This is a genomic window from Neobacillus citreus (assembly GCF_018343545.2).
Taxonomy (GTDB): Bacteria; Bacillota; Bacilli; order Bacillales; family Cytobacillaceae; genus Neobacillus; species Neobacillus citreus.
This window is the reverse complement of record NZ_JAGYPE020000042.1, coordinates 35872-51979: the sequence shown is the minus strand read 5'-3', so window position 1 is coordinate 51979 and position 16108 is coordinate 35872. Positions and strand designations below refer to the sequence as shown.

18 protein-coding genes and 1 other annotated feature are annotated in these 16108 nt (G+C 42.9%); of the genes, 14 read left to right on the top strand and 4 right to left on the bottom strand.

Annotation, left to right across the window (positions count from 1 at the left end):
• Positions 1–44 precede the first annotated feature (44 nt).
• Entirely contained in the window at positions 45–974 is a 930-nt protein-coding gene (locus KHB02_RS19950) for a nuclease-related domain-containing protein (RefSeq protein ID WP_213144641.1), read from the bottom strand.
• A gap of 208 nt (positions 975–1182) precedes the next feature.
• Positions 1183–1314: a sequence feature (ribosomal protein L20 leader region), on the top strand.
• Positions 1315–1420: 106 nt separating this feature from the next.
• On the opposite strand from KHB02_RS19950, the gene infC reads away from it, so the two are divergent.
• The 6 genes from infC (at position 1421) to KHB02_RS19920 (ending at position 4503) form a co-directional block, all read left to right on the top strand.
• Entirely contained in the window at positions 1421–1924 is a 504-nt protein-coding gene (gene infC / locus KHB02_RS19945; protein ID WP_277398316.1) for a translation initiation factor IF-3, read from the top strand.
• A 16-nt stretch (positions 1925–1940) separates the two neighbouring features.
• Entirely contained in the window at positions 1941–2141 is a 201-nt protein-coding gene (gene rpmI, locus KHB02_RS19940; RefSeq protein WP_213119942.1) for a 50S ribosomal protein L35, read from the top strand.
• Between the two features lie 38 nt (positions 2142–2179).
• Complete coding sequence (gene rplT / locus KHB02_RS19935; protein ID WP_213144642.1) at positions 2180–2539, top strand: 50S ribosomal protein L20; 360 nt, start codon at positions 2180–2182, stop codon at positions 2537–2539.
• 58 nt (positions 2540–2597) lie between these two features.
• Positions 2598–2858 (top strand): DUF1294 domain-containing protein, encoded by a 261-nt coding sequence (locus KHB02_RS19930; protein WP_213144643.1) that lies wholly within the window; start codon positions 2598–2600, stop codon positions 2856–2858.
• Between the two features lie 2 nt (positions 2859–2860).
• The gene (locus tag KHB02_RS19925) at positions 2861–3352 is read left to right on the top strand and encodes a dUTP diphosphatase (RefSeq protein ID WP_213144644.1); all 492 of its coding nucleotides are present in this window, start codon (positions 2861–2863) and stop codon (positions 3350–3352) included.
• 65 nt (positions 3353–3417) lie between these two features.
• Entirely contained in the window at positions 3418–4503 is a 1086-nt protein-coding gene (locus KHB02_RS19920; protein WP_213119946.1) for a M42 family metallopeptidase, read from the top strand.
• 172 nt (positions 4504–4675) lie between these two features.
• Here KHB02_RS19920 and sspI read toward each other — a convergent pair whose 3' ends face one another.
• Positions 4676–4885 carry a small acid-soluble spore protein SspI gene (sspI, locus tag KHB02_RS19915; protein ID WP_213144645.1) on the bottom strand — a complete coding sequence of 70 codons (210 nt, stop codon included), beginning with the start codon at positions 4883–4885 and terminating at the stop codon, positions 4676–4678.
• Positions 4886–5116: 231 nt separating this feature from the next.
• Between sspI and KHB02_RS19910 the strand changes: the two genes are divergently transcribed.
• The 4 genes from KHB02_RS19910 to pheT all read left to right on the top strand — a co-directional run bounded on the left by KHB02_RS19910 (position 5117) and on the right by pheT (position 9684).
• Entirely contained in the window at positions 5117–5872 is a 756-nt protein-coding gene (locus KHB02_RS19910) for a TrmH family RNA methyltransferase (RefSeq protein ID WP_213144646.1), read from the top strand.
• Between the two features lie 84 nt (positions 5873–5956).
• On the top strand, positions 5957–6094 hold the full coding sequence (locus KHB02_RS19905) for a hypothetical protein (protein ID WP_241113983.1): 138 nt from the start codon (positions 5957–5959) through the stop codon (positions 6092–6094).
• Positions 6095–6219: 125 nt separating this feature from the next.
• Positions 6220–7257 (top strand): phenylalanine--tRNA ligase subunit alpha, encoded by a 1038-nt coding sequence (pheS, locus tag KHB02_RS19900; protein ID WP_213144647.1) that lies wholly within the window; start codon positions 6220–6222, stop codon positions 7255–7257.
• Between the two features lie 12 nt (positions 7258–7269).
• Positions 7270–9684 carry a phenylalanine--tRNA ligase subunit beta gene (pheT, locus tag KHB02_RS19895; protein ID WP_213144648.1) on the top strand — a complete coding sequence of 805 codons (2415 nt, stop codon included), beginning with the start codon at positions 7270–7272 and terminating at the stop codon, positions 9682–9684.
• Between the two features lie 44 nt (positions 9685–9728).
• Here pheT and KHB02_RS19890 read toward each other — a convergent pair whose 3' ends face one another.
• Together KHB02_RS19890 and rnhC are read right to left on the bottom strand one after the other, a co-directional pair.
• Positions 9729–10016: a 4a-hydroxytetrahydrobiopterin dehydratase gene (locus KHB02_RS19890; protein WP_213144649.1), complete on the bottom strand. Its 288-nt coding sequence runs from the start codon at positions 10014–10016 to the stop codon at positions 9729–9731.
• 20 nt (positions 10017–10036) lie between these two features.
• Positions 10037–11005 (bottom strand): ribonuclease HIII, encoded by a 969-nt coding sequence (rnhC, locus tag KHB02_RS19885; protein ID WP_213144650.1) that lies wholly within the window; start codon positions 11003–11005, stop codon positions 10037–10039.
• Between the two features lie 104 nt (positions 11006–11109).
• Here rnhC and zapA point away from each other — a divergent pair, with 104 nt between their 5' ends.
• The 4 genes from zapA to KHB02_RS19865 all read left to right on the top strand — a co-directional run bounded on the left by zapA (position 11110) and on the right by KHB02_RS19865 (position 16098).
• Positions 11110–11370 (top strand): cell division protein ZapA, encoded by a 261-nt coding sequence (gene zapA / locus KHB02_RS19880; RefSeq protein WP_213144651.1) that lies wholly within the window; start codon positions 11110–11112, stop codon positions 11368–11370.
• Positions 11371–11375: 5 nt separating this feature from the next.
• Positions 11376–11918 carry a CvpA family protein gene (locus KHB02_RS19875; RefSeq protein ID WP_213144652.1) on the top strand — a complete coding sequence of 181 codons (543 nt, stop codon included), beginning with the start codon at positions 11376–11378 and terminating at the stop codon, positions 11916–11918.
• An 82-nt stretch (positions 11919–12000) separates the two neighbouring features.
• Positions 12001–13716 (top strand): DNA polymerase/3'-5' exonuclease PolX, encoded by a 1716-nt coding sequence (polX, locus tag KHB02_RS19870; RefSeq protein WP_213144653.1) that lies wholly within the window; start codon positions 12001–12003, stop codon positions 13714–13716.
• 18 nt (positions 13717–13734) lie between these two features.
• On the top strand, positions 13735–16098 hold the full coding sequence (locus tag KHB02_RS19865; RefSeq protein WP_213144654.1) for an endonuclease MutS2: 2364 nt from the start codon (positions 13735–13737) through the stop codon (positions 16096–16098).
• The last annotated feature ends 10 nt before the right edge of the window (positions 16099–16108 follow it).

Genomic DNA, 16108 nt, shown 5'->3' with positions numbered 1-16108 from the left:
AAGTGTCCGAACCCGGGTAACCTTCGGACAAAATCGTTCCGGACTTACTCGAAAAAAGTATTTGAACTAACCCCAATTGCTTTAAAGTGCTTATTCAAAATCCTTCTGATTCTCTTTTTAGATTCAACAACCCCGCACCATTCATAAACAACATTAGTCGTTATTTTCATCCCAGGAAAAAGCAGCTTAATTTCCCTCACACATCGCAAAACAGCGTCTGTCACCAACTCTTCATGCCCGCAATCCAAGCAAATACAATTCTTTCCTTCAATAGAAATCGAAAACGAGTCGCAGATTTTACAGGTATGTCCTTTTCTCAGCTGGTCATATCGATATGAAGGCAATTGTGTATAAGGTGATTTTTTAATATGGAGAGAAACTAGTTTATCTGCAAGCCTCTTGTGATAGTCAGTTAGCTTCAATGGCGACTTGTCCAATTTTTCTAAATAACTGGATACCTGTGTTGGAAAAATAAAGGGCTTGGTGAGGGGAGCCTGGTATAGCGTGAACTTGGGATTGATGAAAATCACCTTGGCTTCAATCGGCAGATTAACTCCGAGGTTCTGGAGCAATTGGCGGAGCAAAGAATTACTTTTATTTAACTGGTAAAGTGGATTAGTATATTCAGTCTTTGGCAGCTTATATAATCTATCTGATTCTGGTTCGGATTCTGGTCCTAACTCGTAAAAATAATTACCTTCATAATTTTTTACTTCACACAAATAAATCTGTCCAGGCACAATAATCAATGAGTCAATTTGAAAAGTTTGATTGTTTACCGTAAACAGCAAATCGTTTAAAATAAAGCATTCGCATCTGAGCTGTTCCGTCAGCTCATCAAACATTATCACTCCTTCATATCCCTTTTTTAGTCGTAGATAATGCTTCTTGTCATCATCTGATAAAGTCATCCGGGCATTTAACACTCTTAAAATGAGTAATTCTTCAGACTCGGTTCGCGGTTTATATGCCATTTAGCCACATCCTTTCTCCAAATTTATTTTAATAAAGAATGATTCTCCTAGGAATGAATATTTTGTTAACTTTTACCTGTAATAAAAATATGTTGAATAATTTCCGCTTTCCTGGTAAAATAAATTTCGTTGTCACAAAAGGAGTTCATTTGACAAAAGTTCTTTGCTTGTGATATAGTATCTAAGGTATAAATTGAATACTTGTTTCTAGGAAAAGAAGAAGCACCCGCTTCTCACCTGATTGACGCAGTTTGGCAGTTGGCAGGTTTTACGAGGACTTTTAGTTATTTTAACTTTGTTCGTAAAGTGTGGGTGTGTACATCCACACTTTTTTATTTGTACTTCTCATGGACTGCCAAACATAAAAAAATCTTGGTGGGGAGTATGTTTTTCCAAACGTTGTATTCTTGATTAAACCTTGGAGGTGGCTAATTATTAGCAAAGACATGTTAGTAAATGATGGGATTCGCGCTCGTGAAGTTCGCTTGATTGATCAAAATGGCGAGCAGTTAGGAATTAAATCCAAAATCGAAGCGCTGGAGATTGCCGGACGAGTGAATTTAGATTTAGTGCTTGTAGCACCAAACGCTAAGCCTCCGGTAGCCCGGATTATGGACTACGGCAAATTTAAATTCGAGAATCAAAAGAAAGAAAAAGAAGCTCGAAAGAACCAAAAGATTATCACGACAAAAGAAGTTCGTTTAAGTCCAACAATTGATGAGCACGACTTTAATACAAAGCTTCGCAATGCTATTAAGTTCTTGGAAAAAGGCGACAAGGTAAAGGCCTCCATCCGTTTCAAGGGCCGGGCAATTACCCATAAAGAAATCGGTCAGAAAGTATTAGACCGTTTTGCAGTAGAGTGTAAGGAAGTTGCTACGATTGAGTCTCATCCAAAAATGGATGGCCGTAGCATGTTCTTGGTTTTAGCACCTAAAATCGAAAAGTAATAAGGAGGACATCCCAATGCCAAAAATGAAAACTCACCGCGGCGCTGCTAAGCGTTTCAAGAAAACTGGATCTGGTCAATTAAAGCGTGACCACGCTTATACAAGCCACTTATTCGCAAACAAATCTACAAAAGCTAAGCGTAAGCTTCGCAAGTCTTCACTTGTATCTAAAGGTGATTTCAAACGCATTCGTCAACTATTAACTAACGTGAAGTAATCGATATAAGCATTGATTTAAACTAGGAGGGAAATTACATGCCACGTGTAAAAGGCGGTACAGTTACTCGCAAACGTCGTAAAAAAGTTCTTAAATTAGCTAAAGGTTATTACGGTTCAAAACATACATTATACAAAGTTGCTAACCAACAGGTTATGAAATCTTTAATGTATGCATTCCGCGACCGTCGCCAAAAGAAGCGCGACTTCCGCAAACTTTGGATCACTCGTATCAACGCAGCAGCTCGCATCAACGGTCTTTCTTACAGCCGTTTAATGCATGGCTTAAAGCTTGCTGGTATCGAAGTAAACCGCAAAATGCTTGCTGAATTAGCAATCAGCGATGCTAACGCATTTGCTGAATTAGCAAACGCTGCTAAAGCTCAAATAAATAAGTAATTAAAGATATGGCCATTCTCTCTGATGAGGATGGCCTTTTCTGTAGAGGAGATTTTTTATGGCAGGATTATGGGCAGCTATTATGGCTATAAACATAATTGCGTTCAGCTTAATGGGCGTTGATAAAAACAGAGCGAAGAAACATCAATACCGGATTCGGGAAAGAACGTTATGGCTTGCAGCGTTATTTGGCGGTGCTGTTGGCGCTGCGGTTGGGATGTACTTTTTCCGGCATAAAACAAAGCATCTGCAGTTCAAGATTGGCTTTCCGATTCTGGCAATCATCGATGTGATACTTATTATAAAGGGAGTGTTTTAAAAATGAACCTTGTGAAGTTGTTTCAAATGCAAAAGGCATTAGATTCGCATATTGAAGAAAAACACCAGCTTCAGGACGAGGATTTATTCAGCCGAAAAATTCTCGCCTTATTAGTTGAGCTTGGTGAGCTCGCTAACGAAACCCGCTGCTTTAAATTTTGGAGCGTTAAGCCTTCATCACCAAAAGATGTGATTCTTGAGGAGTTCGTTGATGGGGTGCATTTTATTTTATCGTTGGGGATTGAGTGCGGATTTGATCAAAAGGGAATGGAATTAATGGCTGCACAGCCTGAGTGTAGCGTGACAGAACAGTTCTTAAGTGTTTATGAAGGGGTCACAATTTTTCAAAAATCAAAAGGTTTTGAGGATTACCTGCGATTATTCGTAGCATATTTGCAGCTGGCAGCCCTGCTTGGGATATCTTATGAAGAAATGGAACAGGCATATTTTTCAAAAAACGAAGTAAATTATCAAAGACAGCAAAACAACTATTAATTTGTTAATTGTCAAATAGTTTCGTTATAATGAAAATGATCGTACATATAAAAGGGGGCTAAATAATGGCAAAAATGGATGAAACATTGACCATGCTGAAGGATTTAACCGATGCCAATGGAATTCCAGGCAATGAGCGTGAAGTGCGCGAAGTCATGAAAAAATACATAGCACCATATGCAGATGAAATCACCACTGACGGATTAGGCAGTTTAATTGCCAAAAAGGTTGGAAAAGAGGGCGGCCCTAAAATCATGGTAGCCGGTCACTTGGACGAAGTTGGCTTTATGGTGACGGCGATTGATGACAAAGGCTTCCTGCGCTTTCAAACGGTCGGTGGCTGGTGGGGCCAGGTGATGCTTGCCCAGCGAGTGACCATTGTAACAAGAAAGGGCAATGTAACAGGGATTATCGGATCTAAGCCGCCGCATGTTTTATCAGCGGAAGCCCGCAAGAAGCCAATTGAAATCAAAGATATGTTTATTGATATCGGTGCATCAAGCCGGGAGGAAGCATCTGAGTGGGGCGTGCGTCCTGGAGACATGGTCGTGCCATATTTTGAATTCACCGTAATGAACAATGAAAAGATGCTTCTTGCGAAAGCTTGGGATAACCGCATCGGCTGTGCGATTGCGATTGATGTTTTAAAGCAATTGCAAGGTGTTGATCATCCGAATGTTGTTTACGGCGTCGGAAATGTTCAAGAAGAGGTTGGCTTACGCGGTGCCAAGACAGCTACTTATAAAATCCAGCCTGATATCGGCTTTGCTGTTGATGTAGGTATTGCCGGCGATACACCTGGAATTAGCGAAAAAGAAGCGATGAGCAAAATGGGCAAAGGGCCGCAAGTGGTTGTCTATGATGCTTCAATGGTAGCGCACAAGGGATTGCGTGATTTTGTAACGGATACTGCGGATGAACTCAACATCCCTTACCAGTTTGAATCCATCCCAGGCGGTGGAACAGATGCTGGCTCCATCCATTTAACGCATAATGGTGTACCTGCACTGGCGATTACGATTGCGACTCGCTATATTCATTCACATGCTGCAATGCTCCATCGTGATGACTATGAAAATGCTGTTAAGCTGATTGTAGAGGTCATAAAGCGTTTGGATCGCGAGGCTGTTGACAAGATTACGTTTGAATAGGTTATTGGGGTCCCCGGTTGCTGTGTTTGCGCCGGGGATTTTTTGTATTTTGACGATTCGCCGATAGAGTGCTCCGATTCGCTGATAGAACTCAATAATTCGCCGATAGCCCCTACCCTCCCCTCAAAAAAACAGCCGCCAACCCATCGGCCAGCGGCTTCCAAACCAATTTTTAATGCTTTAACCCGCTTTCAAGCGTGCTAAGCATCTCTTTTTTCTCTTGTTCAGATGAATTTTGCCAAATAACTTCAAATAACACGCCCAAACCTGGCAGCATTTTCTCTTCTCCGCTTTGAATCGCATCGACAATGGTATCCTCTAATTGGTCTTGCGAATTATTGGAAACATTGTGAATTACAGCATTTCGCAAATTGAAATTCATAATGGGCCACTCCTTCTTTAAGCTTAAATTCTTTAGCTAATAGGGAATTATAAAATTCCCCAAATATATAATTCCCTAACGCATAAATTCAACTACGCTTCTGTCTTCGTCCTATCGGACTCGCCAATCAGCGAGTTTTCATTTATTATCATTTCTAATTTTGGTTTTAATATGTATTTTAATTGGGCTATAATGTTAAAATCAGAGTAATTTTTTAAAGGGGAAACAAAATTGAAATATATACAATCGCAGCAAAATCCGCAGGTTAAGCAATGGAAAAAGCTTTTAACGAAAAAAGAGCGAGACCGCTCAGATACATTTTTAGTGGAAGGCTTTCATTTAGTGGAAGAAGCACTTAAACAGGATGAACAGGTTTTAGAAATCATTATTTCTGAAAAAATAGGTGTGCCGCCTCGCCTCGATGCTGGTCAGACACCCATTTACATGGTGACGGAGGAAATCGCCGATTCCTTATCGGAAACGGAAACGCCCCAGGGGATTTATGCTGTCTGCCGGCAAACCGATCAAAAAACAGACTTGAAAAATGCAAAAACGTACCTCCTAATCGATGCTGTTCAAGATCCGGGAAATCTCGGCACGATGATTCGGACAGCAGATGCGGCGGGAATCGATGCGGTAATTGTAGGCAAAGGCAGCGTCGATGTCTTTAACGGAAAGGTTCTGCGTTCCGCTCAAGGAAGTCACTTTCACCTTTCAATCATAAGAGGCGACCTTCAAGAATGGACGGCAAAACTGAAAGAAAAAAATATACCTGTGTATGGAACAGCACTTGAGGGAGCTTCTGCATATACTGATATTTCAACCGGTGAAGCTTTCGCCCTGATTGTCGGCAATGAAGGGAGCGGCATGGATAAAGAACTTCTGTCCCAAACAACCGCCAACCTTTATATTCCGATTTACGGCAAAAGCGAATCGCTGAATGTCGCGGTTGCGGCAGGAATTCTTTTATATTACTTGAAAAAATAAATTTGAAACACTCAAAAAATTAGTATATAATAATCAACAATGTTGATATTTAAAAGACAATGACGGAGAAGAGTATCTTGTCAAATGGCCATTTTTAGGGAGAAAGTGCCGCGACTGAAAGCACTTTTATGGACAGGGCAGGAGAAGTTCACCTCCCGAGTCGGCATCGGGACCATTTCCGTTGGAGATGTAAAGATGCGCCCGGCTACAGCCGTTATCTGAATGAAGCGAACACAATATGTGTATACATACGTGTTTACAAGGGTGGTACCGCGATCTAATACCTCGTCCCTTTTTTGGGGGCGGGGTTTTTTATTTTTTACATAAAAAATAAAGGAGGAAACAAAATGCAAGAGCGTTTAAAAGAATTGCAGGAAGAAGCAATTCAGAAAGTGGAACAGTCTTCAAGCTTAAAAGACTTGAATGACATCCGTGTTGCATATTTAGGGAAAAAAGGCCCGATTACCGAGGTATTGCGTGGCATGGGCAAATTATCGGCGGAAGAGCGTCCGGTGATTGGAGCTCTCGCTAATGAAGTACGTGAAGCCATCGCTGCTAAAATCGAAGCTAAGCAAAATCACCTGGAAGAAGCTGCTGTCTTAGAAAAATTGGCTTCTGAAAGCATTGACGTCACCCTTCCAGGGCGTCCTGTTAAGGTTGGGAACCATCATCCATTAACAAAAATCATCGAGGAAATCGAAGACTTGTTTATCGGAATGGGCTATGAAATAGCAGAAGGACCTGAGGTAGAGCAGGATTATTATAACTTCGAAGCGTTGAACCTGCCGAAAGGCCACCCAGCCCGCGACATGCAAGATTCCTTCTACATTACGGAAGAAATCTTGCTTCGCACCCATACATCGCCGGTTCAGGCCCGGACGATGGAAAAGAACAACGGCAAAGGTCCGATCAAAATCATCTGCCCTGGTAAAGTATACCGCCGCGACAATGATGATGCGACGCACTCACATCAGTTCATGCAAATTGAGGGCTTAGTGGTAGGCGAAAATATCCGCATGAGTGACCTTAAGGGAACATTGGATGTATTTGCTAAAAAGATGTTCGGCCAAGACCGTGAAATCCGTCTTCGCCCAAGCTTTTTCCCATTCACAGAACCTTCCGTTGAGATGGATATTTCCTGTAAAGTATGCGGCGGCCATGGCTGTAATGTTTGTAAGCAGACAGGCTGGATTGAAATCCTTGGCGCAGGAATGGTTCATCCAAACGTACTTGAGATGGCTGGCTATGATTCAAAGAAATACACTGGATTTGCTTTTGGAATGGGACCTGAGCGGATTGCGATGCTGAAATACGGTGTTGATGATATCCGTCATTTCTATACAAATGATGTTCGTTTCTTAAAGCAATTTTCGGTGGAAGAATAGGAGGTTGACGATATGTTCGTTTCATATAAATGGCTCCAGGATTACGTAGACTTAACTGGAGTTTCGGCAAATGAATTAGCTGGAAAAATTACCAAAAGCGGGATTGAAGTAGAAGGTGTAGAAATCCTGAATGAGGGCATTAAGGGTGTAGTTGTTGGTCACGTTGTAGAACGCGTGCAGCATCCAAATGCCGATAAATTAAGCAAGTGCCAGGTTGATATTGGCGAAGGTGAGCCGGTTCAAATTATTTGCGGTGCACCGAATGTCGCCCAAGGACAAAAGGTTGCCGTTGCGAAAGTAGGCGCCGTGCTTCCAGGCAATTTTAAAATCAAAAAAGCGAAGCTTCGCGGGGAAGAATCAAATGGTATGATTTGTTCTCTACAAGAGCTTGGCATGGAAGGAAAAATTGTTCCTAAAGAATACGCAGAAGGAATCTTTGTTTTTCCAGCAGATGCAGAGGTCGGGACAGATGCACTTGCCTTGTTGAATCGCGACGACGAAGTTCTTGAACTTGGGTTAACGCCAAACCGTGCTGATTGCTTAAGCATGTTAGGTGTTGCTTATGAAGTGGCAGCGATTCTTGGCAGAGAGGTTACGCTTCCGGAAACAAGCCTAGAGCCGCTTAGTGAAAAGGCAACGGATTATGTAAAGGTTGTTGTCGAGGCGACTGAGGATAATCCGCTATACGTTGCGAAAATGATTAAAAATGTGAAAATCGGGCCGTCACCACTTTGGATGCAAACCCGCTTAATGTCTGCGGGAATCCGTCCGCACAATAACGTGGTTGATATCACAAACTACATTCTTCTCGAATATGGCCAGCCGCTTCATGCGTTTGACTACGACCGTTTAGGTTCAAAAGAAATCCTTGTCCGTCGTGCGAATGATGGCGAGAAATTTGTGACGCTTGATGATGTAGAGCGCACATTAACGGCTGACCATTTAGTGATCACGAACGGAACAGAACCTGTTGCGCTTGCTGGTGTAATGGGCGGTGCCAATTCTGAGGTAACTTCTGATACGACTACTGTGTTATTGGAAGCAGCTTATTTTAACGGAGCAACAGTAAGAAAAGCGTCTAAAGATCACGGCCTGCGCAGTGAAGCTAGCGCCCGGTTTGAAAAAGGGGTAGACCCGAACCGTGTACGTGTTGCTGGTGAACGTGCAGCTTACTTAATGGCTAAGTACGCTGGCGGTGAAGTGTTAGAAGGTGCAGCAGAGGTTGATACATTAACTGTTGAGCCGGCAGTGGTTTCAGTTACTCTTGAAAAAATCAATCGCGTACTTGGAACCGGCCTTGAAATGAAGGATGTGGAAGCCATCTTCAACCGCCTTCAATTTGGGGTTTCTGTTGAAGGGGACACGGTTACTGTAACGGCACCAACACGCCGCGGCGATATCAAAATCGAAGAGGATTTACTCGAAGAGGTTGCCCGCCTATTCGGCTATGACAACATCCCGAAAACCTTGCCGATTGGTTCCACAACACCAGGAAAGCTATCTGAATACCAAAAGAAACGCCGTGTCGTCCGTGCTTATTTAGAAGGAGCCGGTCTGTACCAGGCCGTAACTTATTCTTTAACAAGTGAAGAAAAAGCATCTCAGTTTGCTATGGAAAAGCGGGATTTCATTCGCCTGGCGATGCCAATGAGCGAAGACCGCAGTATACTTCGCCTAAGCATCCTGCCACAGCTGCTGGAAGTATTGAAATACAACAGTGCTCGTCAAAATGACAGCCTAGCAGTATACGAAACCGGAAATGTCTTTTTATCCAACGGTGTGGAAGTTCTTCCTGAAGAAAAAGAGCATTTGGCTGGAGCGATTACCGGTCTTTGGAACAATCATTCTTGGCAGGGCGAAAAGAAACCTGTTGATTTCTTCGTTTTAAAAGGTATTTTGGAAGGATTATTCGCAAAGCTAGGTCTGACAGAACGTGTCTCATATGTTCAAGCACAAGTAGAAGGCATGCACCCAGGGCGCACCGCTGAAATCCGGTTGGATGGCTCGAAAATCGGGTTTGCCGGCCAGCTGCATCCAAGCGTCCAAAAAGACCTAGATTTAAAAGATACCTATGTATTTGAATTATCATTAAAAGCAGTTCTTGGTGTAGAAACGGAAGCACTGCAATATCAGTCTATTCCGCGCTACCCATCCATTACAAGAGACATTGCTCTTGTAGTAAACAGAGAAACGGTGTCAGGCACGTTGAAGGATATTATCGTTAAAGCTGGTTCACCTCTTTTGAAAGAAGCTTATGTCTTTGATTTATATGAGGGCGATAAGATGGAGGAAGGCAAGAAGTCGATTGCGTTCTCATTGAAATATGTGGATCCAGAACGTACTTTGACAGATGAAGAGGTAACAAAGGTTCACGCGCGCGTGCTTGAGGCATTAAAAGAGCAAGCAGGTGCGGTTTTAAGGGGATAAGTATTAAAAAAGAGTATCCATTGGCGTGGATACTCTTTTTGCGTTTAGTTGTATTTTTCGTAGAGGGTGTCATATTGTTTTGCAAGGGAGATATCTAGGTCAGTTAAACCTCCAGCATGCCAGGAGGTTATTTTTAAAGTGACCATTTTATAGTCAATCGATATGAATGGATGGTGATTTTTTTCTTCGGATAATTGGGCGATGTCATTAACGAATGCAATCCCTTTTAAAAATTCTTGAAAGCGGTACTTTTTTACGATGAACTTGCCGTCCAGTTTCCAGCCGGTTAGACTATTAAGCACTAAAGCAACTTCTTCATCACTTAATCTCAATTTGACCCCTCCCCAAAATCTTACTTCTTCTTTTTATTAACTAATGCCAGCGCCTTATCCGTATTTGCAAAATGAATCTTCACAAACCCCGGCAGCACTCTTTGCCCTTTTTTCAAAATAAGCTTGGCAGCAGCCTCATCCACCTGAGACCCGGCCCCTTTCGGCAGGCGAAAACCGGCCGCTTCGCTGAGTTTATCGATGTATTGGATAAAAGCATACCGGGCGAGAATACTTGCTGCGGCCACGGCTAAATGGATGCCCTCGGCCTTCGTGCTGAAATAAACATTCTCCCTAACAATGGATTTCTGCCCTTTAAGATGCTGATAATAGGTTCCCGACTGCACAAATTGGTCAATTAAAACAGCGTCAGGCTTCTCCGGTGAAATTTTTTCTAAAACCTTCAATATCGCCTGGTTATGAAGCAATGCCTTCATTTTTCCCTGTGACATTCCTGCCGCCTGAACCTGATTATACTTTTCATTTTTTAATGTCATGAGGCTAAAGGGAACAATATCCTTGATCACCTTTGCGATTTCAATTATTTTGTCATCGTTTAAATCCTTCGAATCTCTAACTCCCAATTCTTTTAATAAAGGAATATCCTTTTTCCGTACATAAGCAGCGACAACCGTAATCGGACCGAAGAAGTCCCCAGTTCCGACTTCATCCGAACCAATGACAGACCATTCACTAAAACCGGCCGGAAGCCCCGCCCCTGCCTTGGCAGAGGAAGACGTCATTTTTCCATTGCCGGCTGCCTTCGTGGCAGGCCCGGCTCCTGAAGCGGCCCCGCCCCATCTTCCCGCTTCCTTCTCACAATCATTCCCCTGAAACAAAACCTTTCCCGATTTATAAGCGGTAATGGCACAACCGGGAGTTTTCGCGGCAAACACGCTTCCGGGCGGAACCTTATCCGTTAAATGCTTGCTGTAAAAGTCTTTCATCTTTAAAATTGTATTCATATTACATACTAAAACAACATTTGCCATTAAAAGCACCACATTTCTATTAAATATATTCATTATTACAACTTTTCGACTTTAATCTTTTCATGTTATGATATACTGTAGGATTCCTGAAAGGGGCATTAACATTGTCGAATACTCAGAAAAATAGAATTACCGTAGAAATTTACGGGCAACAATACGTGATCTTAGGCACGGAAAGTCCGAGTCATATTCGCTATGTAGCATCGTTGGTCAACGCTAAAATGCGCGAAATTAGTTCTAAGAATCCAGGACTCGAGGTAAATAAACTTGCAGTTTTAACAGCAGTTAACGCAGTCAATGATTATATCAAAATAAAAGAAGAGATGGAACGACTGACGATAGAACTTCAAAAAGAAAAGGAATAAAAACAATGTTAGATTTAGTAATTATTTTATTTTTGATTATTGGTTTTTTTGTCGGCCTTAAAAGAGGCTTTATTCTGCAGCTTGTACATTTAACAGGGTTCATCATTGCCTACATCGCCGCCTATATTTACTACGACGAACTTGCGCCAAAACTGACCCTTTGGATTCCTTACCCAAACCTTGGTGAGGATACGGCATTAAAAATTATCACTGATGCCGCAAACATGGAGACCGCCTTTTATCGGGCGATTGCTTTTGTTATTATCTTTTTTGCTGTAAAGGTGATTATGCAGATTATCGGGTCCATGTTTGATTTTATCGCCCATTTACCGGTACTAAGGCTGTTGAACGTATGGGCTGGTGGAATTTTAGGATTTTTGGAAGTCTATTTAATTATCTTTATTGTATTATATATTGGCGCCTTATTACCAATTGAGATTTTCCAAAATATGCTAGACGGCTCCTTCATGGCAAAGGCGATTGTGAATTACACCCCGGTCCTCTCACAGCAGATCAAGGACTGGTGGATCGAATATAAAGCTGCGTGAACTTCTCTAATGCAGAGAAGTTTTTCTATTGTTGGAAAAAAGGTTAAAATGAAAATGTGTTAATTAAAGGCAGGTGGAGTTAATGGAAGTGAATAAAAAAGAAGTTATTCGCCTATTAGAGACAATAGCGATTTATATGGAATTAAAGGGCGAAAATCCTTTTAAAATTTCAGCTTTTCGGAAGGCAGCCACAGCGCTTGAGACCGACGACCGAAGTTTAACAGAAATAGACGACTTTACAGCACTATCCGGTATCGGCAAAGGGACGGCTGCTGTTATCGAAGAATACATAAAGGAAGGTTCTTCCACCGTTTTAAAGGAGCTAAAGGAAGAGGTTCCGCCAGGTTTGATTCCGCTTCTGCAAATCCCAGGTCTTGGTGGTAAAAAAATCTCCAAGCTTTATCAGGAATTAGAAATTACCGATGTATCAAGCTTAAAAGAAGCATGTGAAGCCGGCCGAGTACAGGGGCTGGCGGGTTTTGGAAAGAAGACGGAGGAAAAAATCTTAAGTGCAATCTCGAACGTGGGGACAAGACCAGAGCGGCTGCCCCTCGCTTACATGCTTCCGATTGCGGAGTGGATTGAAGTGAACCTGGGGAAATTCACCAATATTGACCGGTTCTCAAGGGCTGGAAGCCTGCGGAGGATGCGGGAAACTATTAAGGATCTGGATTTTATCATTGCTACTGATCAGCCAGAAACTGTCCGTGAACAGCTGTTAAAATTGCCGAATATTAAAGAAGTGATTGGCGCAGGGGATACAAAGGTATCAGTTACCTTGGAATTTGATTATGATATATCCGTTGATTTCCGCTTGGTGAAGCCGGGGGAATTTATTACAACGCTGCACCATTTTACCGGTTCAAAGGACCATAACGTGCGGATGAGACAATTAGCTAAGGAACGCGGCGAAAAAATAAGTGAATACGGCGTTGAAAACTTGGAAACAGGGGAAATCCTCACCTTCTCTTCCGAAGAGGAATTTTTCAAGCATTTCGACCTTCCATTTATCCCTCCTGAAGTGAGAGAGGATGGCCGAGAAGTAGATACATTCAAAGCCGATGAGGAATTAATCGAACTTGAAGACATCAAAGGCGACCTGCACATGCATTCGGCCTGGAGTGATGGGGCCCATACGGTTGAACAAATGGTGGAGGCCTGCCGGGCCAGGGGCTATCAATACATGGCTATTACCGACCATTCTCAGTATCTGAAGGTGGCGAACGGATTAACTCGCGAAAGACTGTTGCAGCAAAAAGAAGAAATTAAGAAGCTAAATGAAAAATATGATGACTTTTTGATTTTATCTGGTGTGGAAATGGACATTTTACCGGACGGAAGTCTGGATTACGATGATGAACTTCTAGCGGAAATGGATTTTGTGATCGCCTCCATCCATTCAGCTTTTTCACAGCCAAAGGAAAAAATCATGGAGCGCCTAAAGAACGCTCTGCAAAATGCCCATGTTGATTTAATCGCCCATCCGACCGGCCGGAAAATTGGCCGTCGCGAGGGCTATGAAGTGGATATGGACCTACTGATCCAATTGGCGAAAGAAACGAACACAGCATTAGAGTTGAACGCGAATCCAAACCGGCTTGACCTTGCCGCAGAGCATTTACGGAAAGCCCAGGAGGCTGGCGTAAAAATATTAATCAACACCGACGCCCATCAATTGGATACATTAAAGCATATGGAAATCGGTGTGTCCGCGGCTAAAAAAGGCTGGATTAAAAAATCAACTGTAATTAATGCCCTGGATAAAAAGGACTTGCTTAATTTTCTGCATAATCGATAAAAAAGGAGGCTCGCCCTCATGCAAGATAGAGTTTTAAAGGTTTTAGAGTTTACCAAGGTCAGGGAGCAGTTGTTAGAGCATTCTTCCTCCTCCCTTGGAAGAGAAAAAATAAAAAATTTGGTGCCCTCAACAGACTATGATGAGGTCGTTAAGCTGCAAGCCGAAACAGATGAGGCGGCAACTGTTTTACGTATAAAAGGCAATGTACCGCTCTCAGGCATTCACGATATTCGCCCGCATATAAAACGCTCTGTAATTGGTGGTGTTTTGAGCCCGCATGAGCTTGTTCAGATTGCCAGCACAATTCATACAAGCCGCCAAATGAAGCGTTTCTTGGAGGAAATTGCTGAGGAAAGGACGGAAATTCCAATATTACTTGATCAGGTGGATCAAATTATTCCACTAACGGATCTCGAGCAGGCCATCAAAATGGCCATTGACGAAAGCGGTGAAGTCCTTGACGGCGCAAGCGAACTGCTTCGTTCGTTAAGACATCAGCTTCGTACCAGCGAAGCGCGGGTACGTGAAAAGCTGGAAAGCATGATTCGCTCTTCTAGTGCTCAAAAGATGCTTTCCGATGCGATTATAACGATTCGTAATGACCGTTTTGTCATACCTGTAAAGCAGGAATACCGCGGGCATTATGGCGGGATTATTCATGATCAAAGTTCATCGGGGCAGACGCTATTTATCGAACCTCAAGTGATTGTGCAGCTGAATAACCAGCTCCAGGATATCCGAGTGAAAGAGCATCTGGAGATTGAGCGGATTTTAATAGAGCTTTCCGCCAAGGCAGCAGAATACGAGAGTGAACTTCAGGTCATTGTAAAGATTTTGGCCAATTTGGATTTTGTTTTTGCAAAAGTCCGCTATGGGCGAAAGATAAAAGCGTCTATGCCGGCGATGAACAATGAGGGCAGAATCTCCTTATATAAGGCAAGACACCCCTTAATTCCTTTCGAGGAAGTGGTCGCGAACGATATTATGCTCGGCAAAGACTATACGACCATTGTCATTACCGGTCCAAACACCGGGGGAAAAACGGTTACCTTAAAAACGCTCGGCCTATGCACCTTGATGGCACAGGCGGGCCTGCAAGTACCAGCCCTGGATGGTTCTGAACTGGCTGTGTTCGGGGCCGTCTACGCCGATATTGGTGATGAGCAATCGATTGAACAAAGCTTGAGTACATTTTCCTCTCATATGGTGAACATTGTTGACATTTTAGAAAGGGTTGATTTCAACAGCCTCGTCCTGTTTGATGAACTGGGGGCTGGTACGGACCCGCAGGAGGGGGCTGCATTGGCCATTTCCATTCTAGACGAAGTTCATAATCGAGGAGCAAGGGTGGTTGCTACAACCCACTACCCGGAATTAAAAGCATACGGCTATAACCGTGAAGGTGTGTTAAATGCAAGTGTTGAGTTTGATGTAGAAACATTAAGTCCAACCTATAAGCTGCTCTTAGGCGTCCCAGGCCGGAGCAATGCTTTTGAAATCTCGAAACGGCTGGGCCTGAATGAGCGGGTCATTGGGGCCGCACGATCGCATGTAAGCGAGGATACAAATCAAATTGACAAGATGATTGCCTCTCTTGAAGAAAGTAGACGTCAGGCTGAAAACGACCGTGATGAGGCTCTTGATTATTTAAAGCAGGCTGAAATGCTGCACAAAGACTTGCAACAGCAAATGATCGAGTTTTATGAGAAGAAGGACTCGATGCTTGAGAAAGCCGCAGAAAAGGCGGAGGTAATCGTCGAAGAGGCGAAAAGAGAAGCGGAACAAGTAATTCGCGACCTTCGCAAGATGCGGACCGAAAAGCATGCTGATATCAAAGAACACGAATTAATTGAAGCAAAAAGGCGCCTAGAAGGTGCGGCACCGGAAATCAAGAAATCGGATAAGCTCATCAATAAGAAAACGAAACAGTATACTTTCACACCAGGGGATGAGGTAAAGGTACTTACGTTTAACCAAAACGGAATTCTGGTGGATAAAGTCTCGGATAACGAATGGCAGGTGCAGATAGGCATCTTAAAAATGAAGGTTAGAGAAAAGGATTTAGAATATATCGGTGCTTCTCAAACAAAACAAACGGAAATGAAGCCGCTGGCGATTGTTAGGGGGCGGGATTCCAATGTGAAGCTTGAATTGGACCTGAGGGGAGAACGTTATGAGGATGCTCTCTTAAAAGTGGAAAAATATATTGATGATGCCCTGCTGGCCAATTATCCGCGTGTTTCCATTATCCATGGAAAAGGAACAGGTGCATTGAGACAAGGAGTTCAGGAGTATTTGCGGAACCATCGCTCCGTCAAGAAAATCCGCTTTGGAGAAGCCGGTGAAGGCGGTTCAGGTGTCACCGTCGTTGAATTTAAATGAAAACTCGCCG